Raw genomic sequence first — 26158 nt, forward strand, 5'->3', positions numbered from 1 at the left:
GACAACTATGAACACAGAAAACAATAAAGAACATTTTAAGGAGCCTGCGCGCGATCTCATCCATCGTGACGATCTGGGAGAAACCCGGGATTTCGAGAACCTTTCTTTCGACAAGGACAAAAACACATTTGAAGTTGATGTTAAAGGAGATGACAAGGATTACGATCATCCTTTTGGATATGAAGTGCCGTCTGATAATGGGGCAGATTTTGACTCGACCTTTGATGAGGCCAATCCCTATATAGGTGATGAATATGCTGATAAGGAAACTCAGGCTGAGAAAACTCTGGAGCAACTTGGGATGCATGTAGACGAAGGTGAAAGCGTTGTTTTAGATCCTGAAGATGAGTTCCTTGCGCGGACGCCAGAGGATGAGCGCGACGACCTCGATGAAGAGGGCTATCCGATAAATGACCGGCCGGTCAGTTAACTGTTGATGTCGAGGTTGAACATCCGGCGCAGGTCTTCCAGTTTCGGGTTCTTTTCTACCAGGTACTGATAGCGCTCTGTGCTGGTGTAAAGCCTGTTAACCACGGGCCTGACGATCTGCTTTGCTTTAACGGTAACATTAAAGTTTTTTAAGCGTGGCCGTAAGAAGTTTAGCAGGTCGATCATTTCATCATGCAGCAGACCCTCCTGAATTTTATGTTCTACATGCACGGTTATTTCTTCAGGCCGATCTAAAACCGGATCGTCACTGGTAAGCAGAGTATATACATTTATCTTACCCTTCTCTTTCACAAGCGATGCATATTCTTTCCAATGAACAAGCAATTGATCGAAAGTGAAGGGCTCAGCATCGTTCCCGGTCAGATATTTAGGTTCTTTATCGTTATCACCACTGGCGATACTTTCAAGATCTGTTAAAGAAGGGATGAGCATGGAAGCCTTAGAAGTTCCGGCTGATGGTTTTAGCGCAATTTTATTCTGGGGCGGCGCAGGAGTGGCGGGGCCAGGTACATTCTTTGAAACCGCTGAGTCGGGTACTACTGATGTTTTTTCCAGAACTGACTCGACTTTTTTTATTTCCTCAGTGACTAAATTCGTTTTTTTTTTAATCTGAGCATTGTCAGTGTCTGTGTGTGCTGCAAGAGGTTGAGACAACCTGACCACTGATTCTATATGACACATTTTTATGAGCGTAAGCTCCACCTGAAGGCGCTGATTCTTGCTGTTTTTATAGTTAAGATCACACTGATTGGCAAGATTGAGTGCCGTTAGTATAAACGATGCTGACAGAGCTTGACCCTGACTGATATATTTTTGTTTGATGTTCTCACTTACTTCCAGCAATTTGGTTGTCTGTGGATCTTTAGATACCAAGAGGTTGCGAAGATGACTTGCCAGGCCGTTGATAAAATTATTTCCGTCGAAGCCGTTATTTAATATTTCATCGAAAAGCACCAATGCACCGCTTATATCGGAAGAAACCAGCGATTGCGTCAGTTTAAAATAGTAATCGTAATCAAGAATATTCAGGTTCTCAATTACAGATTTATAAGTAAGATTCCGATTGGTGTAACTAACAATCTGATCGAACATGGACAGGGCATCCCGTAATCCACCGTCAGCTTTTTGCGCAATAATATGGAGCCCGTCAGGTTCCGCAATAATGTTTTCCCGCTTGGCAATCCTGCCCAGATGTTCCGAAATATCTTCAACATGTATTCTGTTGAAGTCAAAAATCTGGCACCTGGATAAAATTGTCGGTAAAATCTTATGTTTTTCGGTGGTCGCTAAGATAAATATAGCATAAGATGGAGGTTCCTCGAGCGTTTTCAAAAAAGCATTAAATGCGCTTGCCGACAGCATGTGAACCTCATCAATAATATAAGTTTTGTACTTCCCCCCTTGTGGAGGTATGCGTACCTGTTCAATAAGGCTCCGAATGTCGTCTACCGAGTTATTGGAGGCAGCATCCAATTCATGAAAATTAAACGAATGGCCGGTTTGAAAAGAAATACAGGATTCACATTCACCGCACGCCTCCTGATCAGCAGTAAGGGATGTGCAGTTAATGGTCTTCGCGAGAATCCTTGCACAGGTAGTTTTACCGACGCCACGCGGACCGCAAAAAAGGAACGCCTGGGCTAACTGATTGTTTTTGATGGCATTTTTAAGTGTGCCGGTAATGTGGTGTTGTCCAACAACCGTTTCGAAGGTTGCAGGACGGTATTTCCGGGCAGAAACTATGAAATTATCCATCGCAACGAAATTAAGAAATTTTGCGGAGGCTAAGCAGTCTGACATGGAATTTTTATTATTTTGGTCCCGGGTTAATCTAAATGCCCGAACGCATTTCATGAAACGCTTTTATCTTATCACAACGCTCGTGCTATCCATTTTAACAGCTTATGGCCAGGCAAACTTTAGGGCAGGCTACCGGCTTACCAATTCCGGCGATACCATTAAGGGGCTGGTAGATTACCGAGAGCGTGGGATTAATCCCAGAAAACTCGTTTTCAAACAGTCGAAAGATGATAGTCCGGAGCTCATTAATATGAATGAGTGTCCTGCTTTCGGCATTGACGGTCTTGCTGATTTTGAAAGATGGTCAGTCCGGATCAGTTTAAGCAGGGAGAGCTATCACCAGTTGTCTACCGGTCCGGATACCACAAGCAAAGCTGATACCGTCTATCTTCAGCGGCTTTTTAGAGGAAGTAAATTCAAATTGTTCAGCTATCGGGACGACCGCAAAAAGCGGTTTTACTATCAGGAGACAGCCGGTCAGCCTGTCGAATTGATCCGACGATTTTATTACGATCCGAACCAGCCCGGTAAGATCATAAAAGCAAACCGTTATCTGAATCAGTTGTCTCTTCTGTTTAAAACGTACAGTAATTCGGCAAAGGCAGAAGATCACTTAACAAAAGTGGCATACCGCGAACAGGACCTCTTTTCAACATTCGCTATGCTTGATCCTGCCTATGAAGCCAGGGATAAACGTGGATTGTCATATAGACTATTTGCTGGCGCAGGAATAAATTTCAGCGCTGCTGAGTATTCAGGAGATCATATCCTGGCCGGACCAGAAGCGCTCAAGGAAGCTCAGTTTTCACCTGTTATCCAGGTCGGGGTCGACTTCTTGGCAAATCCAGAGATCGGGCAATCAGTTTTCAGGCTTGAAGCATTGTTTTCCCGATCTGGATATAAGGTATATTCTACCAAGCCCGACATTCATGGTTGGTCGGGTGAGCATGTTTTTAAAATGTCAACCTTGCATATTAATCCTCAATTCATATATCATTTCTATAATACACACAAAATAAAGTTTTTCGGTGGACTTGGGGCCGGCCTCAATTTCTCTTTTTATCATGAAAATGTGTCGACAAATGTTCACAGAATATCTACTGCTATACCAGATCGGGTTTACGTACAGGAAAATGGTGTAGAACTGAAGAAATTTCAATTTATGCCAAACGGTTGCTTTGGCATGGTCGTTCATAAGCGTTTTGAGATTAGCGGCACATATTTCATTTCAACTTCACTCACTGATTATCGTGCCTATGGTATTTCCCTGTCTGGTATAAGTGTTGGCATTAATTATCGCTTTAGCAAGTAATTGGTTAGCAGTCGCTTTGGATTATTATAAAATATTCCATATTTTTGCGTCCCGTTATAAAGCGGAAAAAACATAAATATTTAAATAACAATGAATCAGTACGAAACTGTTATCGTTCTAACCCCGTTGTTGTCAGAAGAAGTTGCTAAAGAAGCGATTGCTAAATTTACCAAGATTCTTACTGATGGCGGAGCCGAAATTGTCCAAGCGGACAATTGGGGTTTGAGAAAATTAGCGTATCCTATTGCAAAAAAAGCAAGTGGATTTTTTCACCTGACAGAGTATAAGTCTTCAGGCGAATTGATTAGTAAACTGGAATTGGAGCTTAAGCGCGACGAGCGTGTTATGCGTTTCCTTACTGTTAAGCTTGACCGTCATGCGGTAGCTTACAACGAGAAGAAACGTAGCGGAGCTTTTAACAAAAAACCAAAACAGGAGGCTGCAGTATAATGGCAAAGGATCAGATACAATATGTTACCGCTCCAAAAGTGGACGATAACAGAAAGAAATACTGCCGTTTCAAAAAGAACGGAATCAAGTATATCGATTATAAAGACGCAAACTTTCTTTTGAAGTTTATCAACGATCAGGGCAAGCTTTTACCCCGCCGTTTAACTGGTACTTCATTGAAGTTTCAACGTAAAGTAGCACAAGCAGTTAAGCGTGCGCGTCATATTGGTTTATTACCGTTTGTTGCTGACCAGTTAAAATAGGAGTTGAGATGGAAGTTATTTTAAAACAAGATATCAAATCCCTAGGGGAAAAAGATGATATCGTAACTGTTAAGCCTGGGTATGGCCGTAATTACCTGATTCCTCAGGGTTACGCGCAGTTGGCTACCGCTTCTGCAAAGAAAGTTCTTGCTGAGAATCTTAAGCAGGCTGCCTTTAAGCAGGATAAGATTAAGAAAGATGCGGAAGGTGTTGCTGCTAAGCTTGCAGATGTTAAATTGAGCATAGGCGCTAAAGCTGGTGAAACAGGAAAGATCTTCGGTGCTGTGAATACCATCATGATTGCTGATGCTTTGAAGCAAAAAGGTTTTGATGTAGATCGTCGCCGTATTACTTTTGAAACTGAACCTAAGTTTGTTGGGGAATACGTAGCAAACTTAAACTTACACAAAGAGGTGAAAGTTAAAGTTCCTTTTGAAGTAGTAGCAGAATAATTGCTGATTGAATTTATAAAAGCGTCCTGTTTCTCAGGGCGCTTTTTTTTTAGACAGAAAATCAAAGACAAACCAATCGTGAAGCGTTCCAAGAGTAAATCGAAATCTACGGGTGCAACAAAAGTCGTTCATATTGCGCTTAAAATCTTGCTTTGGTTTGTCACAATTACAGTTCTCTGGGTATTTGCGTATCGGTTCGTGAATCCGCCAATTACTATTTTAATGATTCAGCGCAATGCTGAGCGGGACAGTCAAAGTAAGCCAGTCAAAATGCAAAAGAAGTGGCGCGACTTAGAAGACATCAGCGTCCACATGAGAAATGCCGTCATCGCGGCCGAAGATCAGCGGTTTTTAACCCATTGGGGCTTCGATCTTAAAGCCATAGAGAACGCTTACACCACAAATAAAAAAGGCAAAAGGCTTAAAGGCGGCAGTACGATAACCCAGCAAACAGCTAAAAATGTCTTTCTGTGGCCTGGTCGGTCCTGGATACGAAAAGGCTTTGAGGCCTACTTCTCCGTACTTATAGAAGTGCTTTGGAGTAAAAAAAGAATTCTTGAGGTCTATCTCAATGTAATAGAGATGGGCGATGGCATTTATGGTGCTGAGGCGGCCTCGCAGAGCTACTTCGACAAATCCAGTAATAAATTAACCAGAGCACAGGCAGCACTCATCGCCGCGTGTTTGCCAAATCCCCGGCGCTGGAGTCCTAAAAAGCCCACTTCTTATATTCTCCGCAGACAATACCTGATCATGAAAAATATGCGCAGACTTGGAATCCCGAAAAGTATATAATATGCTTAGGCGAACACCTTGGCGTGCCAGCTTTGTCCAAAAGGGACTTCCCATTTTGACTCAAATTCCTCCAGCGTTGTTACCAGGTTATTAAATACGATAGTTTCAGGTCCTACGGCTTTAATATCTACTAAAGTCTGGAAATCTTCTTTGGTGGCAACGACGACTGCGTCATTTACCTTGTACGCCATATTAAAGCGGTCGAAAAGATCAACCTGATATTCCTGCTCAATTTCCTTGATGACACGTACCGACGCGTCAATAGAACAACCCGTTGCAGAAGCCGAAGCTTCATCTACAACCAGTACGATAAAGAAATCATGAACAATCTCTGCTTTAGCTTTTAATGCCTGTCCGTGAGCAGTCCACTGACTCAAGAAGGTGTCCAACCGTTTCCGTATGGCCTGCACCTCGTCTGAAGTAAATTTCCGATTGCTCTGGTATACCCAGACCTTAGATTGTGGAGAAAAACTCATGTCTCAAAAATACGAAATTAATTAACTTCAGCTACGATTTAATAACGTAGTGAAGCTTCTAAAAAGTATGTTCATCGCTAAATCCATATTTTCTGTAAAAAGTGGATTGTTCTTGGCATCAGCAGCATTCTGTCTGTCATTTGCATTTGTTGCCTCGCCTGAGGAAGACGCGACAAATGTGCAGGAACTATTAAAGAATCATCATAACGACAACGCACCAAGTCATAGGTTAAAACGGTTTGAACTCCATGTTACCAACACAGGCTTTTGCCGGTACAAGCGTTTCTTAGCAGCAGGAAAGATTGAGTATTTTTCTTTTAATGTAGCCAAATTCGTGGATATGGACTATTACGGGTCAGACAAAGAGGGTACATTGTACCTGCGTACCAAAGCTGAAGATGTTATTGTGCAAACCTACCACGACAAAGGTGGCGATATAGACAGTGTGTCGACCTACATGAGCATCCCAATCAGGACTATAGAGCCAGAGATGTTAGCCGATCTTCGGACAAGGCTTATCAGAATGAGTTCAAGGCAGCTTGCTCAAAAATAGTATGCTGTTTGAACCGGGTCACCGGTCCGTTGATGTGGTAAACTTCAGTTTCCTCATGCCTTGATGCAACAATAATTCTCGTGTCTATAGCATGGCGTTCAAACATGCCCTGCACCAGATCCGCACAGTTGTTTTGAGCCGATAAGTGCGCCAGGATAAGATGGGTCATAAAAGCCGGCTTGTGGTTCATAAATAGCTCCAGTGCTTTTTGATTCGATAAGTGACCAGAGCCGCCGCTGATCCTGCGTTTCAGGAAATATGGATAGTTGCTTTTCATTAGAAGCTCATCGTCGTAATTGGCTTCAAGAAAGGCGGCGTGACAACGCTTGAATTGATTGGTTAGCTGATCGCATACGCGGCCGATGTCTGTAAATACTCCCACATTCGTTTCTCCGCATGAAACCACAAAGCTGTAAGGCTCTGCGGCGTCGTGATGCTTGGCAAAAGTGAAGATTGTCAGCTCACCAATCTGAACGCTCTGCTGGTCGGACAGCGAGCGTAAAAGGTAGGACGGAAGTTCGAAACGACACTTAAGCAAGGTCTTGTTAGAAATGTAGACCGGAACCTGATACTTGCTAGCCAGCCCGCACACACCTTTTATATGATCTGTATGTTCGTGAGATATAAATATTGCACGAATATGCTGCATAGGCAAGCCCAGCCTGCGCATTCTTGTTTCAGTGAGCCGACAAGAAATGCCGGCATCAATTAAGACAGCATCTTGCTTATTGCCCACAAAGTAACAGTTGCCGTTACTGCCTGAGTTCAAAGAAGCAATATTCAATTGACTACAATCCATTTGCCCGTGCGGTGATTTCAGCAATATCCAAAACCTGGACATCCTGATCCTTTTCTTTCAGCTTCACGCCATCCCTCAGCATGGTCATGCAAAACGGGCAGCCTGCCGCTATAATATCCGGCTGTAAAGCAAGCGCTTCCTCCGTTCTTTCGATATTGATATCTTTTCTCCCTGGTTCGGGTTCTTTGAACATCTGAGCTCCGCCTGCTCCGCAGCATAGGCCTCCCGACTTGCAGCGTTTCATCTCAACCAGATCGGCATCCAATGCCTCAAGGGCAGCGCGCGGTGCTTCATATATATTGTTGCCCCGACCAAGATAACAGGGGTCGTGAAAGGTGATTTTTTTTCCTTTAAACTGCGCCCCGCCTTCTGCTTTCAGCTTGCCCTCGTTAATCAACTGCTGAATTAACTGAGAATGATGGATAACTTCATAACTCCCGCCCAGTCCCGGATACTCATTTCTGATCGTGTTGAAACAATGCGGGCATCCGGTAACGATCTTTTTAACGTTATAGCCATTTAACAATTCAATATTGGCCATTGCCTGCATTTGAAACAAGAATTCATTGCCCGCACGTTTTGCCGGGTCGCCGGTACAGCTCTCTTCTGTTCCAAGAACAGCATACTTTAAGCCAACGTGATGCAGTATCTTGCATATATCCCGGGTAATCTTTTGTGCCCGCTCGTCATAGCTGCCCGCACAACCAACCCAAAACAAGATCTCCGGCTCTTCACCCTTGGCAATCAGTTCGGCCATTGTTGGCACCTTAAAATTCAGTTGTTCGCTCATTCCACAGCGTATTTCTACTAACAGATTAAATTAATTTTGCTCCGCCCAATTAAAACGGTCGGCCGGTGCATATTTCCATGGCGCACCGTTATTCTCTATGTTACCAAGCATCGCATTCAAACTGCCTGGCACTTTAGACTCTTCCATTACAGCATATCTGCGCAGGTCCATAATGATTGCCAGGGGGTCAATGTTTACCGGGCACGCATTTGTACAGGCATTGCAACTTGTACAGGCCCATATTTCTTCTCTGCTGATGTAATCGTCGATCAAAGACTTTCCGTCCTCGAAACCAGCACCGTTTTTGTCAATGTTTCTGCCGACTTCCTCCATTCTGTCGCGCGTGTCCATCATGATTTTTCTTGGCGACAGCAATTTTCCGGTCATATTGGCCGGGCATACCGCAGTACAGCGGCCGCATTCCGTGCAGGTATACGCGTTCATCAGATTTACCCAGGTAAGGTCGTTCACATCCTTCGCGCCAAATCTTCCTTCCTCTGCAGGAAGCGGCGTAAAAGAGGGGTCCAGCATGGCCTTAACTTCGTTGGTAACGCTGCTCATATTGTTGAATTCACCCTTTGGTTCCAGGTTGGAAAAATAAGTGTTCGGGAAAGCAAAAAGAATATGGAAATGTTTGGAGTAGGGCAGGTAGTTAAGGAAAACCAGGATACCGATGATATGGAACCACCAGCACGCGCGCTCAATCAAAATTAGCGTACTTTCACTCCCTGGCAAAAATGGAACGAGGTACTGACTCACCGGGAAGGACCCTGCGGTGATATAATGCGCTGAACCTATCGACTGCAGCTTTGCGTCGGCTGCATTCATTAGCAGGAAGGCAGTCATTAGCAATATTTCGGTAATAAGAATATAGTTGGCGTCGGACCGCGGCCAGCTTTTCATCTCCACACCACGGAATCGTCTAAGCTTAAGTACGTTCCGTCTGACAAGGAAAATCGCACAGGCGATCCAGACACCAATGGCCAGGAGTTCAAAAGATCCAATCAATGCATTGTAAAAGGAACCCAGTCCGCCAAAGATCCGGTGCGTACCAAATACACCATCGATCATGATCTCCAGGACCTCAATGTTGATGATTACAAAGCCCGCGTATACCACCACATGCAGAATCGCCGGTATTGGCCTGAAAAACATTTTAGTCTGGCCAAATGCTACTTTCAGCATGGTCATCAGCCGGAGCTGAGGCTGGTCAAACCGGTCTGCCGGCCTGCCCAGCCTAATATTGCGGATTACTTTTTTTAGGTTAAATGCAAATAAGCCAAAGGCCGCCAGCGTAATGATTATAAAGATTATTTGTGCCAACATTCAGATCATGATTATCGTATGCTAAGTTAGGATAAATACCCCAAAAAGCCGATCTTATGCTAGCATAAATTAATTTGTCGACAGGAAAAATCCTGCTAAAACTCAAGTTTTCCTTCTACAGAGTCATCCATCGTTTTACCGGTAATTACCGATGCTGCCATCTTGATAAAAGCCACAGCCTCGCCATGGCGCGTATCCCAATAGTAAACGTTGGTAGGTACAACCTTCAGCAAGCTAATATTTTCATCGTCTTTACCGTCCTGAAACCAAACCTTCAAAAGCGGATTCCATAGTTCCTCGATCTTTTTTCTGTCTCTCACTACCTCGGTTATGCCGTAGATGTTAAGGAAACCCGAGTTTTTGTTCTCCTGAAAAAACAGGTGTGTGAAGGGGTCAGACTCTATTTCGTGATTCTTATGGCTTTCCTTCATGCTCATAAACCAGAGGTTTCCCTCATCGTCAACCTCCAGGACAGACATCGGCCTTACCGACAATGGCAAGCCTGTTTTAATATTGGTGCAAAAAAAGCAGTTTTCCGCGCTCTTAGCGATATGCTTCAGCTTTTCCAGGGCTTCTTTCCCCTCTAGCGATTCAATGTGATCGTTGGTAGATTGAGTGTTGTTTGAACTGTCGCGTGCTTGATCTTTGTTTTTCATTACAGCAGATTTAAGTTAAGTAGTGTTTTGAATTAAACACACGCACGGACTTTTTGTTTAGCGCTGCACAGCATTGAGATGTCGCTGTTACCTTGGAGTGACACCTTCTAATCCCTAATTTAGGTAGGGCTCTCACAGAGTATGACCAGGCGTTTTCTACCACGATGAAACAGCAGTGAGTCCGCCTTTTTGCTGGAAAAAGGCGACTCACCCCGGACTCACTTGCCACTTTGTCTTATGAACTCGACTCTTCTGTTCTTGGCGTTACCAGCTTCGCTAATATCATCGCTAACAGGTGCATTGGATCCTTTTCCTTCGGTTTCGACTCGATCGGGACTGATTTTGTAAATTTTAACGAGCGCGTCGCGAACCGCTTCTGCTCGCTTTGCAGACAGGATCAGGTTGGCTTCAGGTTTCCCTACTGCGTCGGTATGGCCTATAATTTTGATTTTCAGATCGGGGTTTTCCATCATAGCAGCCGCTACTTCCTTAATCGTCCCTTCATTGTCTGATTTTACTTCAGCGGAATTGGTAGCGAACAGGATTCCGCTAGTTTCCAGTCTCCCTGTGGTCAGTAGTTTAGAGCGATTGTCTGAACTGCCTTCCGCGAAACGGAAGTTGGATACATAATAGCCAAGCTGATCATTGGTGTAATTGGAGCCGGACATGTCAATTTTTAGCTGATTTAAATTTCCGTCGAGCGGGGCAGCTTGAGGCAGGTCAAATACTTTTTCCTTATCTATCCAGATCCTGACTCTCTCTTTTTGGATGCTGATGGCAACATGAATTACGCTGCCTACCTTGCTTTCGAAATTTGCAACACGGTATTTATCACTTTCCAGTTTCTTGGCTCCGTTTTCATAGGAGGTCAGTTGTACCGCAGCTTCCGATCGGTAGGGTGCGATATTGAATTTCAAGCAATTCTTAAGGCGGTAGTCATACGATAGAATCTCTCCTTTATTCCCCCGGTCGTAAAGGGCAAAGCCAATTGCTGGCACCAAATAGCCACCCGCCTTCGGCCAGTTCATGATCAGGTCAAATTCAATCGTTGTATTCTCCGCAACGTTTACGACCGGACTTACGAATGTTCCAGGATAAACGCGCAACCAGTTTCCTTTGGCGGTGTTCAAGGTGACGACCTCAGCTTTACTTCTGGTGTACCATTTCAGAGGAAAAGAGCCAGGCGCGTCCTGGGAGAAATCATCTGCCAGCAATACTTTAGATCCAGGAACGAAGTCGTACGTGGTAGTACTGGTGAGTGCCGGGTTTGTTGTGGTATGGCCGCTTTCGGCTTTCGCTGGAGGTTGGGCCGTTTTGCTGGCTTCTGCAGTTTTGCTGCTCTTTCCTTCCAGTGCTTTATCCACAGTTTTGGAGGCAATGTCTTCTGCCTTTTGTTTCAACTTGTTTAAAAAGCTCTGAGCGTTTGAATTGGTGCCGGCCAGCAGAAGGGCTGAGACTAAGATTAATTTTTTCATGTTATTTTGATCTTATTTTACGTGCATTTACTGTTGTGAATAAATCGACTACTAATTTTCTCTGGCATACACATTTAGATTAAGGAATTCCAGTCTCTCCGGCGACAGTACTTCCTGAGCGAGGTCAAAGACTCGCCTAAACTGCGGTGCCGTTGCGCTACAATTCATGCTATTCAGCCAGTTGGCAAGTTCTCTGTTGCTGTTGTGAATAAGCATCCATTGCAGGAAAGCCTGCTGACTTTGGCTGTTAGCAGTGTTTAAATGCTGCATTTGCATCGCCTGTAGTTCCTGGTCGCTGAAAGTGTGCCACAGGAGGGGATTGATTAATTGCTCCTCCATGGTCATGTGGGTAAAATTATAGGCTGTAAATTCCACAAAGGCGTCTAGCAGACTATAAGAGATTGCTTCTTTTTCTGTCTGGCTTTTTGCATCCTCGAGTCCGCAGATAAGAACATCCATATTCATGGTTAGGGCGTCTGCGTGGTAATGTTGATTGGCAAAATACCCAGTCATACTTAGTGCGTTGGCGCCCAATTTTTGAAATACGAAGTCAACTTCCCACTTGGTGTGCTGGTGCATCAGCAACAAGACCAGTTTGATTCTTTCGAAGGCGGTATTAGCTTCGGTTTGAATTAGAAAGTCTGTTTGCTGAAGCAGAATAAGCGTATCGGCCAGTAGCGCCCTTAATCCTTTGTGTACATTCCTAAACAGGTTAAATCTGATCTCTTCCATGGTATAGCTTAGTTCGTTTTGTTTGTTACGCTGCCGCTAGGCGACAGGTTTGAAATTACGATTCAAAAATAAGCTCGGAATGGACGCCCGGGAATGGGCAGTACTGTTCAAGTACCTGGGTAGTATTGCTTATTTTAATGGTTAAAGGGTATGTTAACCGTTATTTTGGTGGTATTATGGCTAGATTGAATGTTGATATCACCTTTAAGCAGTTCAAGTCTGTTTTGAATATCGGGTGAACTGTTCTCCAACTGGCCTGTAGTTTGAAATTCAAATGAGAAATCTACGGCGAAAGCTTTGCGGGTGATGGCGTAGCGGATCTGTTTATCGGGGGTACAAGCTAGAATGTCCTGGGACAGCAACTGGAGAATTCGGAAAATGTGCATGGATTCGTCTGCATCAAAATGCTGATTGACCTCATCGGTATTACCCTGTTTGATCTCGTAGTCGTTAAATGTATCGTTAATTAATCCGTTGATGCTTTGTGTCAATCCCAAAAGGTCCATTTGGTATGGTCTGAGGCGATGAAGTATGCTTCGAACTTCAGCCATGATCGCTGCAATATGTTCAATGGAAGTGGTAATCAGATTTTTTAGGGGTTCTTCGCTGATTTGCTGCAGGCGCCAGGACCGGTTTTTGATCAGGATCAGTTGCTGGCCGATATTGTCGTGCAGTTCCATGGCTACACGTTTCTTTTCCTGCTCCTGGCGCTTAAGGAGCTCTTTAAGAAATGCGCTCTTTTCTGCAATAGTTTTCCGCTGGATATGCTCCTGCTGCTTACGGTAAAAGTTAAGCCTGTTCGCAAGGGCGTAAGATAGGATCAAAGCCTCCAGTAGCGTACCCCAATGCATGCTCGTGCGAGTTATGAGGTTATCCGGAAGAATATTCAGGTCTTTCAAATTGTATATTGCATTGCCTAGCATTAGCGATCCGAATCCTAATAAAAAATAAATCGCTGGCTTATACCCATTTTTCAAACTTTGCACACCTGCTCCAAACCAATATAAGAAATAGGGGTACATTAGATATTGTACAAGCATGAAGGAGTAGGGTCCTTTGCAGAAAATATCAGTCAGCAGTATGATCAAGGAGAAGAAAAACATCAATCCCTTGATTTTATTAAAAAGAGGGCTGTTCTTTTTTGTCTGAAGAAACGAATTGGTAAATAGTATGCTCATTAAACTTGCCAGGGCGATGATTGTTCCTGCGCTGTTTAACCAGTCGAGTGCCCCCAGCATTTCGGGCAGAAAACCGTTATAAAAAAACACGTTTAGGCTCCAGAAGAAGATTGCTCCCAAATAGTATAGATAGGGCTGTTCTTTTGTTAGTATATATACAAACAGGTTATAAATAGCAAAAGCGATTAGCATACCAAAAACAACCCCATTCAATAGATCAGTCAGGTAACTTTCTTCGAAAGCCTTCTGCAAGGTGATGAATTTAATGGGTAGCCTGAGTATATTATTACTGCTGGCTTTAATGTAGAGCTCTGCCTCTGTATCGATTGGAATCGAAACCGGGATCAACAAATTGTTTACGCTCACTTCGCCTGTCGCTTTAGTTGTCGTGGATTTTTTGGTAAATATCTTTATCAGTCGGTCCCCGTTTTTCTGATAAACGCTGACCGACTGGAGAACCGGGGGACTATCGATTTGAATGTGCCAGTCCTCTTTATCGCTTTGATTAAGTATGCGGACTTTTACCCATACGGAGGCTTTTGTGGATCCAAGTGACAGCGTCGCGAATTCTGATGCCTTGAAGTTTTCGTAAGGTATCTGCTCAGTTGGCAAATTATTGTCCTCGTCGACCACAAACATCGGGTGCCTTAGGACATAGCTTTTTTCAATGCTTCTGAGTCTAATATCCTGGGAATAGCCTGGTCTTGCACTGAAAAAGACGACCAGTATCACTGTTAAAAAAGCTTTGATGAAGCCTTGGGTCATACGGTTACCGATGTTCAATGGCAAAACGCAGGAGGCTGTTCTTACCATTCAGATTTAACTTTTTCAGGATGTTCATCCGATGGTTAGAGACCGTTTTTTCACTAATGAATAATTCATCAGCAATCGCCTTGGTACTTTTGTAGCTTCCGACCAGCCTCAGAATTTTCCTTTCTGAGGGGGTAAGGATATGCAGCAGCTCAATAGCCGTGGGATTATTGGCTCCGGTTCGGCGCTGGCTGAGCAGAAAGGAGCTCATTTCTGGACTGATATAGGAATTTCCGGTCAAGACTGCTTCTATGGCCTGGATGATATCTACCACGGCATTTTCTTTCAATACATAGCCGGCCACGCCAATATCCAGGGCGCGCAGGAAGGTGTCTTTCGCCTTATGCATGGTGAGCAGTATGACATTTGCATCAGGAACGAGTTTAATCAGCTCTTCGGCTGCAACCAGTCCGTTCATTTCAGGCATGTCTATGTCTAGAATGGTTACCATAGGACGACGCGTTTTGGCAACGGCGAGTGCTTCCAGCCCATTTTTTGCTTCAAAAATGACTTCGTAGCCCGGTTCCGTTTCTATGACTTCTTTGAGTCCCTTGAGGAAAATCGGATGATCATCTGCGATGAGTATAGTAGTTTTTTCGTTCATGTCGATAGTATTTGCATAGGTATATTGATATAAACTTCGGTGCCTGAGTTGCGTTTACTGCTCATTTTAAGATCGGCCTCCAAAAGTTTGCAGCGTTCGCGGATGCCAGACAGACCCAGTCCTGATGAAGGGTAGCCGGTATCATAACCTTTCCCATTGTCCCTGTACTTCAGGACGATATAATTTTCGGAGATCTGGATGTTGATGCTGCAAGTGGTGGCATCGGCATGTTTGGCCAGATTGCTGAGCAGCTCCTGGACGATTCTGTAGAGGTTCATCTGGGCCTCCCTTGTCAGCAACTGATCGATTTCCGCTATTTTTATTAGAAGGGTTGTTGATATTTCATGAGCCATGTCCTCAGCCAGTCGTTCCATGGAGCGTTTTAGTCCAAGTGTGTCCATTTGATATGGTCTAAGGGAAAATGAAACATTGCTAACCTCCTCTATGGCTTTTCCAATGTCACGAGTGATATTTTCAAAAAGTTCGGTATTGGTTCCCTCGCTAAGTTTTTCCAGCGCATGCATTTCATTCTTAAGCAATACCAGTAGCTGTCCGACTTGGTTGCTCAGTTCAGCGGCGATACTTTCCTTTTCATTTTCCTGCGCAATCAGGAGCTCCCTGGAGAACCCGGCGGTTTGTTGCAGCATTTCAGTTTGCAGGCGCATCGTCTGCTTTTTAGAATCGTTCAGTTTTACAGCTAGCGCGTAAGATAGTACCAGGGCTTGCAGGCAAAGTCCCATTTGCAGGCTCATAGAGGAGTGGAAGCCCTCATAAACGCCGTAACAGACTAGAAGGAAAGTCAACGCGGCCAAATAATGATATGCTGGTTTGTAGCCCTGTATCAAGCTTAAGCAGGCAGCGGACAGCCAATAGCCAGCTGCGAGAGCCAGGCATGCCTGCAGGACTCTAAAGGCCATAACCGGATGACCGGAAAGATCAATGAGCATTGGAATCAGTAAGATTGGTATCAGCCATCTACCAAGACGGTAAATCTTGGGATAATAGGCTTTCAACCGCAAGTAGCCATTACTGAAGGGTATGCTGAAAATCAAGGCGATCGTCGAGCTTATGGTGAGCCCACTTAAACTCCAAACTGGTATCCCTTGGGTAAGATAGCCGTTCCGGATCAGTAAAAACAGAATGCTGAAACACAGATAACCTGAGTAATATAAATGCGTTTTGTCCGCGGTGGCGATATAAGTATACAGGCTGTAAATCATCAGGGCAAGTAAAGCCCCGAACATGAAGCCATTAACGATATTTTTGACATGCTCGTCTTCGTATATCGCTTCCAGCGTGCCAGAATGTACCGGTACCTGGTGTTCGTAATTCAGTACAAGCTCTTTGGGGGCAGCGTTCAAGTTTGCAGCCAGCAAGAATAATACACAGAGAATCTGCCTGACAATCATATTCAAATATAGATAAGATTAATGTACTGAAAATGGGTAGTAGTACCCATAAATATGATTGATGTCGCTTATTTATCTGTGAAGGGGCTCCTTGTACTTTTGACCCAATCGATGATTTAATAAAAACCATAGCAATAGACGATTACATGAAAAAATTAAGTGCATACCTGATAGGTGTTTTGTGTATGGCCAGCCTGCCGGCTTGCAAAAAGGACAAAGAGAAACGAGGAGATGAAGAAAATCCCGTGGTGGCGGCATTAGTCCGCCCCAAAGGGAGCTCGATGGGTACGGCAGTGACGGGGCGTGTAGGCCCGGAAGGAGGAGCACTCGCTTCTCCAGCATGCAATGTGGCCATTAATATTCCCGCTGGTGCCTTGAAAGAGTATGTGACCATCGGGATTGAGCCCATTACAACAACCAATATCGCTGGCGTGGGCCAGTCATTCAGGTTGACACCGCATGACGTACAGTTTGAAAAACCTGTTTCGGTGACTTATGCATATGATGCGGATTCTGTGGCCATGGTTGAGACCTTCGGGTTTGCCTATCAGATGGCCAGTGGGGTGTGGAAGTTTGTAGGCACCAGCAGTTATGACGTCCAATTGGGCACAGTAACTTTTAAAACCAAGCATTTCAGCGACTGGTCTGTAATGAACCGGGTTTCTCTTTCTCCACTGAATGCCAGTCTGGAACCTGGAGATAGACAGGTCATTAAGGCGTTCATTTATACAGAATCGAAATACGAAGACCTGCTGGAACCGCTTACGGGTAAACCGGGAACTGAGCCTGGCTATCCGGTCGGCACACCCGTTCCACTTCCTTCCAGATACATTAAATCCTGGAATCTGACTGGACCTGGAAACATCATTAGCTCGAACGGCAATACGATTACTTACCAGGCACCCGCATCGGTGAACGGCTTTTCCAATGCGACGGTAAGTCTGGCCCTGAGCGCACCTATGACAGGTACATTTTTATTGTTGTCCAACATCGAAATTATGGGCGATGGATGGGCGGAGCTGACTATAGGCGGTTCTGCCTATACTAAATTCCCGGTCACACCTGCCGTAAAATCGGGGCAGCGGTATCTTTTATCAAATCCTGAAGCCGAGGGTGGTGGTCAGTTTTTACTGACCTGGAATGGTGGCGTAGGTACTTATGCTTATGATCTAACTGCTACCGGAAACAAGTTTCATTTTCTGATGGGTCACGGAGGGTATACCAGTGCCTATGTAGATCCTTTGCTGGCAGACCTCGTTCCAAGTGGGGGAAGTATCAACATTACAAAAATGGACAATAAATGGGTGGAAGGTAATTTTACCGTTCCAAATGCTGGAATCGGGCCTATGCTGATTCAGACGACCCACATCAGTGGGCGCTTCAGAGCCAGAGTATATATTCCTTAGCGTTTGAATGCAAAAAAGCCTTAGAGAAATCTAAGGCTTTTTTGTGGTGTGGGCCGGGATCGAACCGGCGACACATGGATTTTCAGTCCATTGCTCTACCGACTGAGCTACCGCACCATCTGTGAACTTCAAGAAGTATCACATTCCCTCGGTTGGGGAGTGCAAATGTAGCTTCTTTTTTTGAATGTCAAAATGTTTTTTGAAATTAATATACGGTCTTGCCTTCACCAGAGGCGTAAGCTGCTGATATTACGGAACTTTGACCTGAAGGAAATTTCAGCGTAAAACAGGTGCCTTCACCCGGCCGACTGCTGAAGCTAATTTTGCCGCCTTGCATTTCCGTAAATTCCCAGCATAACAAGAGCCCCAGTCCCACACCCTTCTCCTTATTTGTGCCATAGGCCGACTGCGTTTCCAGCGAAAACAACTTTTCCTGCTTATCCTCCGAAATGCCTATTCCGTTGTCCCTAACCATCAACTTGGTGAACCCCTCTCCAACCTCACTAAAAATGCTGATGTCACCGCCGGTATGTGTAAATTTTATCGCGTTGTTCACCAGATTGCGTATAATAAGGCTAAACATATCCGGGTCTGCAACGATACTCGCGTCTGGTGCTGTCAGGTTACGGATGGTAATCATCTTTTCCAGAGCAGCCGCACGCTGCACTTTTAAACATCCCTCCACAGATTCGTTGAGGTTTAGTTCCTGCAGATTTACCGTAACGCCTCCCTCCATTTGCGATTTTGTCCAGTTAAGCAGGTTAAACAACATTACCTGAGTATTTTTCGTTTCCCGCAGCAGACTCTTCTTAATTGCTTTCTCTTCTTGTTCCGACAGATTATAATCGATCAGTATTTCCAGAAAACTTTGTATCGAATTCAGGGGAGATCGTAAGTCGTGCGACAAAATGGACAAAAGCCTCGTCTTGGCGTCGTTTGCTTGTTTCAATGCCTTGGAGGCCTTGAGCACTTTAGCCTTCTCTGTTTCGTGGCTTCTGATGAGGTAAGCCATCACTACGCCGATGCAGACAATTACGGCAATGTATGTTGTTAAAATGTCGATGAAATAGCTTGCCCGTCCCTCGTAACTTTCGCTGATCAGCTGCGGATTTGAGTACTCCGATATCACCAGGGCAGAAACCACAGCAGCGTTAAAAACCACCCAGAACTTATACTGACCGGAAGGCATCAGCGAGATCGTGAAGACCATCAGCACGACAAAAAGGAGCAGGGTAGGGCCCTGTGCCCCCGAATTGATATAATAGTTCATCGCCAGAACGCTGGCCATAGAAAAGGTAAAAATGGCAACGCTGGCCTTCAGGTTTCCGAAGTACCGCGAATTAACGAACAGTAAGGCCACTAAAATAAACGCTGCCGAGAGTACATAGCCGGCATAGGGAACGCCTATAAAAAGATTAAAAAATATGGCTGCGGGGATGAGCAGTAGCGCAATAATGCTCACCTCATGGAAAATCCTTGCCTGGAGGATGGTCTGATCAGGACTACCAATCAACCGGTCATGAAGCCGCCTCAACCTATTAATTGCCGAATTCCACATTGCCTCAATATACGAAATGAAAGCCGAATAAGTTCACCATAGACTGTTATTTTCTAAAAGTATGCCGGCAAGCATGAAGAGGCTGCGAAAAAAATATAATTGGCGATTTGGATTAATTCTAAATAATTTCAATCTTTGCATACCGCGTTAGCGTGTACAATATGCAGGAACTAGACTTACCACAAGGATTCAATTTTACAGAAGTATTCTCTACACCCGCAGGAGCTGTGTATCAGTCGGACGCAGAGCGTTGCTGGTATATTGATTTTGGTGGAAAGCTGGCCCGGTTTGATTACCGTAATCTGTTGAAATTAAAGAAAGCTGTTTATCAGATTGATATAGAGCACCTGTTATTAACCACAGATAAAACCCCTGATCTTGAGATCATTTTTATTTGCGCGTGCGACCACTGCTATGTACTGTCCTTAATCCAGATCATTAATCTGAAAGACCTTCTTCAGGGAACCTTCGCTATGCTGGAGCTTAATCACATCATCTTCGACAGGCTGCACAGGATAGTTGCCTGATTAGCTTAGAATTAGAATCTTTCCATATTGCGTTAATATTCTTTCTGGTCGTATTATAGCATTACTTTTGATGTAGTAATACCACAAAGTAGAAAGAACATGAAAGATATAATCCGCGCAAAGTGCTTAATTTCATCAGATGTAGAAGCACTTATCAACCAGCAAATAAAAAAGGAAGCGCATTCATCGGCGATTTACCTCTCTATGGCATCGTGGTGCAACCGCAACGGCTACGACTATTCGGCCGACTACTTCTTTAAGCAGGCCGAAGAGGAGCGCATGCATCAGCTTAAGTTTTATAAATATGTACTTGATATGGGCGGAACGGCTATTTCGCCGGAAATCACCAACATCAGAATAGAATATAATTCATTCCGTGAAGTGTTCGAAGAAGCGCTTGATCAGGAGATCAGCGTAACACAATCTATCAAAAATATAGCTGCGCGCTGCCATAAAGAGCAGGACTATGTGACTCTGGAATTCCTTAACTGGTTCTTTAAAGAACAGCGTGAAGAAGAATACAAGGCCCGCCGTGCCCTGGAGCTTTTCGATGTGATCGGAGAAGAAGGCACCGGAAGATGGCAGATAGACAAGCATGTTGGTCAGATAAAATACGACAGCGAAGATTAATTAGCCTCCTGTCCCTTAAATTAATAAAGGCACATACGACACAATGTATGTGCCTTTTTTTCGTATGTTCAATAGCGGCTATGTCAAAAAAGCATAAGGATAAAAAGGACAAAAAAGACAAGAAGGATAAGAAAAAGAAGAAGAAAAAAGTATGCTGCGAAAAGTATCTTAGAGGCAAGCGGTGCGATAACTGTCCCTTAGCCTGAGCATATCACTTCCGGCCTTCTGTTATGGTATTGCTTTTGCTGCGGGCAAAGGTGAATATCATAATTTTGTAGTACTTTTGAATATGATGAACCAGACCGATATCTTCAGGAAAATAGGAGGAATACTGAATGAACTCCAGGATCAATATGAGTTTTTAGCACAAAATCCCGAACAGCTCAATGAACTCGAACTGGAACTATTTCTGGCCAACGCGGATTTTTTGTCGGATCATGTGCAGATCGTCAGGAAGCTTAATCAGAATAAACCAGTAAAGCAACTTGCCCAAAGGGCAGAGCCTGAAATCGCGGAAGTAATACCGGAGCCGGAGCGTATACCGGTTATTGACGAGCCGCTGGAGCCTGGTCACCCCACCGAAGCGCCGAAAGACTATGCTTTTTTTGAGCGCCCGGAAGAGCTTGTTAAATTTGTAGCTGAAGAGCCGGCCGCAACCTTTGAGTTTGTGATGACCGACAGACGAGAACCGGCCGAAAGCGAAGTTACTGAGCAACCAAAACCAGAACATCATGAGGAAGTTGCGCCCATACAGGAGTATCGTGCCCCGCTCGTAGCCGATAAGCCTGAAGAAAAGCAGATACCTGAACCCGTAACACACCTTGTTCCAGATAAGCCGGAAGAAAAGATCGTTACTCCTGCACCTACTTTGAACGACCTGTTGTCGGCAAGATCTGCAAAGGCAGAGAACGAGCGCGATGAACTGGCTAAACCTGCTGTGCAGGATCTGAAAAAGGCTATTACACTTAACGAGAAGCTGCTGTACATTAAGGATCTCTTCAACGGCTACAATCTCGCGTACTCTGAGGCCATAGACCTGATCAACAAAATGCCCGACTTTGAAACGGCCGACACCTTTCTCCGGAAAAACTACGCTGAAAAGAACAACTGGCAGGCCAAGCAATCAACTGTCGATAAATTTTATGAGCTCCTGAATCAGCGTTTTCCCAAAGGATAAGTGTGATTAAATAAAGCCCATCCGGTTCGCGTCAAGCTTAAGGAAAATAAACAACAACACGGTGAAGCTCCAAAGCGATGATCCGCCGTAGCTGATGAATGGTAGAGGAATGCCTATTACGGGCACTATCCCTATCGTCATGCCAATATTGATGAATACGTGGAAAAAGAGTATGCTTGCCACACAATAACCGTATACCCGCGAAAAGCTCGAGCGCTGACGTTCTGCCAGGTTAATGATCCGGAGCAGCAGGAAAGTAAACAGCCCGATCACGACAAAGCATCCTGCAAAACCCCATTCTTCCCCAATGGTAGAGAAAATAAAGTCGGTGCTTTGCTCCGGTACGTAGCCGTACTTGGTTTGCGTGCCTTGTGTAAAACCACGGCCAGTGAGTTGTCCCGACCCAATTGCAATCTTAGATTGAATCACATTGTAGCCAACCCCCTTCGGGTCTGTTTTTAAGCCCAGCATGATCTCAATCCGTGTACGCTGATGCTGTTTAAGAACCTTTTCATAGGCCAGTTTTACCACAAACAGGTAGGCTATCGCAACCACCGTCACGATGATAGCCGAAAACATGGCCTTCTGTTTTCTCCGGTAAGTATATACAAAAAGGCTTCCCACCACCAGTATAATCGGGATCAACACATTCATCGGGACAAGGAAGTCTGCCACAAACAACACAATCATACCCAGGAAGATGAGCAAAAAGTAGCCAGATAAGCCCTCGCGGTAAAGCGGAAACATAAAAGACAGAAACACCAGGGCCGATCCGGCGTCGGGCTGCAGCAGTATGAGTATCAAAGGCAGCAGGATGATCAAGCCGGCAAAAAATATCGACTTAAAGTCGGAAAATTTAGGATTAAACGTACTCACGTAACGGGCCAGCAATAGTGCCGTGCCAAACTTGGCCAGCTCCGAAGGCTGCAGTCTGAAGCTTCCCAGAGCGATCCAGGCTTGGTTGCCACCAACATTACGCCCGATCAGCAACACCACCACAAGCAACAGTAAGGTTACGCCATATATGATGGGCGAGAATATGCTGAAGAATTTTGCATCCAGAAGCAATATCGAAAAGCCTATAAGCAGGCCGCTTATGATAAAAATAAGCTGCTTGCCATAATTTGTACTGAAGTTAAAAATCCCCGGGTCGTCAGTCGCGGTAAAAATGGAGGCATAGATATTTACAAAGCCGATGCTGCACAGCGCTATGTAGATCAGGATCGCTACCCAGTCCACATTAAAAAAGAACCTGTTTCCCTGATTATAACTCATCGCTGGTTAGATGCTATTTGCTGTTTCAGTGTATCCGGGGCGGGGGCTACCTTTTTAACTTTAGGTTTCGGCGGATCCGGCATGACTACTTCCTTCTTCATCCACTCAACTTCCGCGGCACGCCTGCCCGCAATGGTACCTTTAATATATTTTTCTGTGATATAACTGGCAATAGGAGCGGCGTACTTGCTCCCGTAGCCCGCATTTTCTACAATTACGGCAATGGCAATTTTAGGATTGTCTCTCGGCGCAAAGCCGATAAATACCGAGTGGTTTTTACCTCTTGGGTTTTGTACTGTTCCCGTCTTTCCGCACATCACGATGTCGTCAATTCTGGATCCGATAGCCGTACCCCATGGCGCATTCACCGCATCCTGCATACCGTCTATCACCGGCTCAAAATGCCGAGCATCTACGCCGACGTAGTTTTTCTTTACGTATTCTTTATTGATCACCCTGTTCTTACCGATACCCTTGATCAGGTGGGGCTTGATAAAGTACCCCCGATTGGCAATTGCTGCCATAATATTTGCCATTTGCAGTGGCGTGGCGTCCATCTCCCCCTGTCCAACCGCCAGCGAAATAACTGTAGAATAGCCCCAGTACTTGCTGTACTTACCCGAATAATAAGCCGCATCGTACAAGCGTCCGGTGCGCTCCCCGGGCAAGTCGACCCCCAAGCTATCGCCCAGTCCCCATAACATGACTTTCTTGCGCCAATCGTCATAAGCAATCCGCTGGTTCTTATATTTCCGCTGCGTCAGCTGTCTCTGGAAAACATAGCAGGCATAGGTGTTGCACGAGCGGGCCAGCGCCATGCGCAGGGCCACAGGACCGTCATAGTGCTCACATTTAAGCCGGTGACTCCCGGCTTGAAAATAGTGCGGACAAAAAAACGTGGTATTCGGGTCCATAACGCCTTCCTGCAGACCAATTAACGCATTCAGCGGCTTAAACGCCGATCCGGGTGAGTAATAACCCCTGATTGGCCTGTTGTTGAACACCCGGTGCGGATTCTTTAATAGCTCCATGTAGTTGTTGCCCGATTGCCTGCCTACCATTAGGTTCGGGTCGTAACCGGGACTGCTTACAAAGGCCAAAATCTCCCCTGTAGCCGGTTCAATGGCTACAATGCTGCCAATTTTATTTTGCATCAGCTCTTCACCAAGTTTTTGCAGACTCTTGTCCAGCGAAGAGATCAGTTGCTCACCAGATACCGCTGCGGTGTCAAACTTACCCTCCGCATAGCTTCCCTGCGGAACATTGTGTACATCGTAGAGCATGTTCACCACCCCGCGTTCGCCCCGGAGCACATGCTCGTAAGATTTTTCGACGCCCGACTTACCGATGTAATCGCCCGAGCGGTAATAGCCCTGCGAGGTCTCAATCTCCTTAGGCGTTACCTCTTTCGTATAACCCAGGAAGTGGCTGGCAATGCTGTCCGGGTACTGCCGGATGGTTCGGCTCTGCACAAAGAAGCCCGGAAACCTGGAGAGCTGTTCAGACAAAGCCTGATATATTTCCACCGAAAGCTGCTTTTCAATACTTCCCGGCTGGTATCTTGACAGGCGCCTGGCCTTCCTGAAGTTCCGGCCAAACCTGGCCGTATCCACACCAATAATGCGGCAAAGCGACAGGGTATCAAAAGGCTTGACGTCATTAGGTATAGCCATAAGATCGTATACCGGCTCATTCTGCACCAGGATCTTCTCATTGCGGTCCAGAATAACCCCCCTGGCCGGGAAAGTATAAATCTTCCGAAGCACGTTGCTCTCGGCCGAGAGGAAATACTTATCACTATATACCTGCATATAGAAAAGCGTGCTCAGCAGAATCAGGCCCATCAATATGAAGAGGCCCTGAACAACATATTTTCGGTTAAACAGATTCTGATTGTTCATCAGCGTGCTTTCCTGTTATAAAATAGAAACTCTACCAACACCACCAGGAACAACGTAAGCAGGCCACTCAGCAGGCACCTGAACAGCGTGTACGAAAACTCCGTAAACCTGAAGGTTTCCAGTATAAAAAAAACCAGATGGTGTGAAAATACACAAAAGAATGCGTACAGTATAAACCACTTAAAGCCCATGTTGCCCAGCGTAGGCTCAGGCTCGTCAAAACCGTCCCGGCTCACTGTCACAGAAATAAACAGGATGCGTACAAAAGCCAGCATCACACAGGCCGCGGCATGCACGCCCAGGGTGTCATAGAAAGCATCCAGCGTGAGACCCGTCAGAAAGGCCAGAAGGTACAAAAGCAAATTGGGAATACCGAAAGGCAGAAGCAGCAGAATCAGAATATATAGAAAAGGGTTGGCCAGGTTATAAAAACCCATGTTGCGCAAAAACAGGATCTGTACCAGTATAAGCACAACCCACCTTACTATATTTACCAATATAAGCTTACTGTTCATCCGGTGTTTTAGCTTCTAGTTCCTTTTGTTCAGCGGCATACTTATCCGTAATCACATACACATATTGCAGCGTGCTGAAATCGTTAAACAGCCTGATGCCGATGGTCATAAAATTACCCCCACTGGCAATTCCCGTGTTAATCACCTGTCCCACCGGTATACCTGCCGGAAAAGCAGAATAACTCGAAGTCACGATCGTATCCTTCAGCGTCAGTTTGAAGTGGTTCGGGATATCCCTGATAACAGCCGTCCGATAGTCAAAGTTCCGGTCGCCCCACACCAGCGAGCCCACCGCCTTGTTTCTTTTAACGCTTACACTGATAAAAGTTTTCTGATGCAGCAGCGATTGAATGGTGGCCAGGTGTTCCGACACATCACGGATATATCCAACCACCCCCGTAGTGGGCGAAGCCACTGGCATACCCTCTGCAATGCCATCTGCACGCCCCCGGTTTATCGTGATCATATTATTCCGAAGCGTGATAGAGTTTTTGATGACCCGCGCAGCCAGATAGGTGTACTGAGGTACGCCAGCCGTGTCTTTTACGGTCACTGCCTTAGCGGTATCCACCAGTTTTAACGCAAGGATTTCCGTTTTCAGCTTCGCATTTTCTGCCGCCAGACTATCATTTACAGCGCCCAGATTAAGATACTTTCTGAGTACATTCAGATTCTCGTAGGTTTTCCCGACAATCTCGTTGGTAGAATTGATCGTTACGCCACGCTGATAAGCGTTGTTTTTAACCGTAAGAATAAGACCGATGACAAAAAAAATAATAAACAGGAAGAATGCGTTGTATCTGCTGATGAAAATCCAAAGGTTACGCATCCGTCACCGT

Annotated in this window: 27 protein-coding genes and 1 tRNA gene; 11 read left to right on the forward strand and 17 right to left on the reverse strand. The window is 45.2% G+C overall.

Features of this window, described 5'->3' with window-relative positions; all coding sequences use genetic code 11:
- Window positions 1–7 precede the first annotated feature (7 nt).
- Window positions 8–430, forward strand: a complete 423-nt coding sequence (locus J3P40_RS07005) for a hypothetical protein (RefSeq protein ID WP_256004136.1) — start codon at window positions 8–10, stop codon at window positions 428–430.
- Here the strand turns inward: J3P40_RS07005 and J3P40_RS07010 are convergent.
- Entirely contained in the window at window positions 427–2205 is a 1779-nt protein-coding gene (locus tag J3P40_RS07010) for a DNA polymerase III subunit gamma/tau (protein WP_256004139.1), read from the reverse strand. The genes J3P40_RS07005 and J3P40_RS07010 overlap by 4 nt on opposite strands.
- A 97-nt stretch (window positions 2206–2302) precedes the next feature.
- On the opposite strand from J3P40_RS07010, the gene J3P40_RS07015 reads away from it, so the two are divergent.
- From J3P40_RS07015 to mtgA, 5 genes are all read left to right on the forward strand, one after another.
- Window positions 2303–3562, forward strand: a complete 1260-nt coding sequence (locus J3P40_RS07015; RefSeq protein ID WP_256004141.1) for a hypothetical protein — start codon at window positions 2303–2305, stop codon at window positions 3560–3562.
- Window positions 3563–3652: 90 nt separating this feature from the next.
- Entirely contained in the window at window positions 3653–4012 is a 360-nt protein-coding gene (gene rpsF, locus J3P40_RS07020; RefSeq protein ID WP_256004142.1) for a 30S ribosomal protein S6, read from the forward strand.
- Window positions 4012–4275 (forward strand): 30S ribosomal protein S18, encoded by a 264-nt coding sequence (gene rpsR, locus J3P40_RS07025; RefSeq protein WP_131594648.1) that lies wholly within the window; start codon window positions 4012–4014, stop codon window positions 4273–4275. Before rpsF ends, rpsR begins: the two co-directional genes overlap by 1 nt.
- An 8-nt stretch (window positions 4276–4283) precedes the next feature.
- Window positions 4284–4727, forward strand: coding sequence for a 50S ribosomal protein L9 (rplI, locus tag J3P40_RS07030; protein ID WP_256004143.1), 444 nt, complete (start codon window positions 4284–4286; stop codon window positions 4725–4727).
- A gap of 78 nt (window positions 4728–4805) precedes the next feature.
- The gene (gene mtgA / locus J3P40_RS07035; RefSeq protein WP_370687711.1) at window positions 4806–5522 is read left to right on the forward strand and encodes a monofunctional biosynthetic peptidoglycan transglycosylase; all 717 of its coding nucleotides are present in this window, start codon (window positions 4806–4808) and stop codon (window positions 5520–5522) included.
- A 5-nt stretch (window positions 5523–5527) separates the two neighbouring features.
- On the opposite strand, the gene J3P40_RS07040 is transcribed toward mtgA, so the two are convergent.
- Entirely contained in the window at window positions 5528–5998 is a 471-nt protein-coding gene (locus J3P40_RS07040; protein WP_256004144.1) for a glycosyltransferase family 47 protein, read from the reverse strand.
- Between the two features lie 67 nt (window positions 5999–6065).
- Between J3P40_RS07040 and J3P40_RS07045 the strand changes: the two genes are divergently transcribed.
- Window positions 6066–6551, forward strand: coding sequence for a hypothetical protein (locus tag J3P40_RS07045; protein WP_256004145.1), 486 nt, complete (start codon window positions 6066–6068; stop codon window positions 6549–6551).
- Here J3P40_RS07045 and J3P40_RS07050 read toward each other — a convergent pair.
- The 9 genes from J3P40_RS07050 to J3P40_RS07090 form a co-directional block, all read right to left on the reverse strand.
- Complete coding sequence (locus J3P40_RS07050; RefSeq protein ID WP_256004146.1) at window positions 6517–7350, reverse strand: MBL fold metallo-hydrolase; 834 nt, start codon at window positions 7348–7350, stop codon at window positions 6517–6519. The genes J3P40_RS07045 and J3P40_RS07050 overlap by 35 nt on opposite strands.
- Window positions 7340–8140 carry a (Fe-S)-binding protein gene (locus J3P40_RS07055; RefSeq protein ID WP_256004148.1) on the reverse strand — a complete coding sequence of 267 codons (801 nt, stop codon included), beginning with the start codon at window positions 8138–8140 and terminating at the stop codon, window positions 7340–7342. The genes J3P40_RS07050 and J3P40_RS07055 overlap by 11 nt, the downstream gene beginning before the upstream one ends.
- Before the next feature lie 30 nt (window positions 8141–8170).
- Entirely contained in the window at window positions 8171–9466 is a 1296-nt protein-coding gene (locus J3P40_RS07060) for a 4Fe-4S dicluster domain-containing protein (RefSeq protein WP_256004150.1), read from the reverse strand.
- Window positions 9467–9561: 95 nt separating this feature from the next.
- Entirely contained in the window at window positions 9562–10122 is a 561-nt protein-coding gene (locus J3P40_RS07065; protein WP_256004151.1) for a pyridoxamine 5'-phosphate oxidase family protein, read from the reverse strand.
- 218 nt (window positions 10123–10340) lie between these two features.
- On the reverse strand, window positions 10341–11597 hold the full coding sequence (locus tag J3P40_RS07070; protein WP_256004152.1) for an OmpA family protein: 1257 nt from the start codon (window positions 11595–11597) through the stop codon (window positions 10341–10343).
- A gap of 51 nt (window positions 11598–11648) precedes the next feature.
- Window positions 11649–12329 (reverse strand): hemerythrin domain-containing protein, encoded by a 681-nt coding sequence (locus tag J3P40_RS07075; RefSeq protein ID WP_256004153.1) that lies wholly within the window; start codon window positions 12327–12329, stop codon window positions 11649–11651.
- 134 nt (window positions 12330–12463) lie between these two features.
- The gene (locus J3P40_RS07080; RefSeq protein ID WP_256004154.1) at window positions 12464–14320 is read right to left on the reverse strand and encodes a sensor histidine kinase; all 1857 of its coding nucleotides are present in this window, start codon (window positions 14318–14320) and stop codon (window positions 12464–12466) included.
- Window positions 14277–14921: a response regulator gene (locus J3P40_RS07085; protein ID WP_256004155.1), complete on the reverse strand. Its 645-nt coding sequence runs from the start codon at window positions 14919–14921 to the stop codon at window positions 14277–14279. Before J3P40_RS07085 ends, J3P40_RS07080 begins: the two co-directional genes overlap by 44 nt.
- On the reverse strand, window positions 14918–16330 hold the full coding sequence (locus J3P40_RS07090; protein ID WP_256004156.1) for a sensor histidine kinase: 1413 nt from the start codon (window positions 16328–16330) through the stop codon (window positions 14918–14920). The genes J3P40_RS07085 and J3P40_RS07090 overlap by 4 nt, the downstream gene beginning before the upstream one ends.
- Window positions 16331–16476: 146 nt before the next feature.
- Here J3P40_RS07090 and J3P40_RS07095 point away from each other — a divergent pair, with 146 nt between their 5' ends.
- The gene (locus J3P40_RS07095) at window positions 16477–17736 is read left to right on the forward strand and encodes a hypothetical protein (RefSeq protein WP_256004157.1); all 1260 of its coding nucleotides are present in this window, start codon (window positions 16477–16479) and stop codon (window positions 17734–17736) included.
- Window positions 17737–17780: 44 nt separating this feature from the next.
- Here the strand turns inward: J3P40_RS07095 and J3P40_RS07100 are convergent.
- A tRNA-Phe gene (locus J3P40_RS07100) sits at window positions 17781–17853 on the reverse strand.
- Between the two features lie 88 nt (window positions 17854–17941).
- On the reverse strand, window positions 17942–19294 hold the full coding sequence (locus tag J3P40_RS07105; protein ID WP_256004158.1) for a sensor histidine kinase: 1353 nt from the start codon (window positions 19292–19294) through the stop codon (window positions 17942–17944).
- A gap of 161 nt (window positions 19295–19455) precedes the next feature.
- Here J3P40_RS07105 and J3P40_RS07110 point away from each other — a divergent pair, with 161 nt between their 5' ends.
- The 3 genes from J3P40_RS07110 to J3P40_RS07120 all read left to right on the forward strand — a co-directional run bounded on the left by J3P40_RS07110 (window position 19456) and on the right by J3P40_RS07120 (window position 21628).
- Window positions 19456–19821 (forward strand): hypothetical protein, encoded by a 366-nt coding sequence (locus J3P40_RS07110; protein ID WP_256004159.1) that lies wholly within the window; start codon window positions 19456–19458, stop codon window positions 19819–19821.
- Window positions 19822–19920: 99 nt separating this feature from the next.
- A complete protein-coding gene (locus J3P40_RS07115) occupies window positions 19921–20451 on the forward strand; it encodes a ferritin (RefSeq protein WP_256004161.1) in 531 nt (176 codons plus the stop codon).
- A gap of 289 nt (window positions 20452–20740) precedes the next feature.
- The gene (locus J3P40_RS07120) at window positions 20741–21628 is read left to right on the forward strand and encodes a DUF8457 domain-containing protein (protein WP_256004164.1); all 888 of its coding nucleotides are present in this window, start codon (window positions 20741–20743) and stop codon (window positions 21626–21628) included.
- Between the two features lie 6 nt (window positions 21629–21634).
- On the opposite strand, the gene rodA is transcribed toward J3P40_RS07120, so the two are convergent.
- The 4 genes from rodA to mreC are packed head-to-tail and all read right to left on the reverse strand — an operon-like array spanning window position 21635 to window position 26148.
- The gene (rodA, locus tag J3P40_RS07125; RefSeq protein ID WP_256004165.1) at window positions 21635–22903 is read right to left on the reverse strand and encodes a rod shape-determining protein RodA; all 1269 of its coding nucleotides are present in this window, start codon (window positions 22901–22903) and stop codon (window positions 21635–21637) included.
- Window positions 22900–24804: a penicillin-binding protein 2 gene (gene mrdA, locus J3P40_RS07130; protein ID WP_256004166.1), complete on the reverse strand. Its 1905-nt coding sequence runs from the start codon at window positions 24802–24804 to the stop codon at window positions 22900–22902. The genes rodA and mrdA overlap by 4 nt, the downstream gene beginning before the upstream one ends.
- Complete coding sequence (locus J3P40_RS07135; protein ID WP_256004167.1) at window positions 24804–25319, reverse strand: rod shape-determining protein MreD; 516 nt, start codon at window positions 25317–25319, stop codon at window positions 24804–24806. Before J3P40_RS07135 ends, mrdA begins: the two co-directional genes overlap by 1 nt.
- A complete protein-coding gene (mreC, locus tag J3P40_RS07140; protein WP_256004168.1) occupies window positions 25309–26148 on the reverse strand; it encodes a rod shape-determining protein MreC in 840 nt (279 codons plus the stop codon). Before mreC ends, J3P40_RS07135 begins: the two co-directional genes overlap by 11 nt.
- Window positions 26149–26158 lie beyond the last annotated feature (10 nt).

The sequence above is a fragment of the Pedobacter deserti genome, from assembly GCF_024436415.1.
GTDB classification, from domain to species: Bacteria; Bacteroidota; Bacteroidia; order Sphingobacteriales; family Sphingobacteriaceae; genus Pedobacter; species Pedobacter faecalis.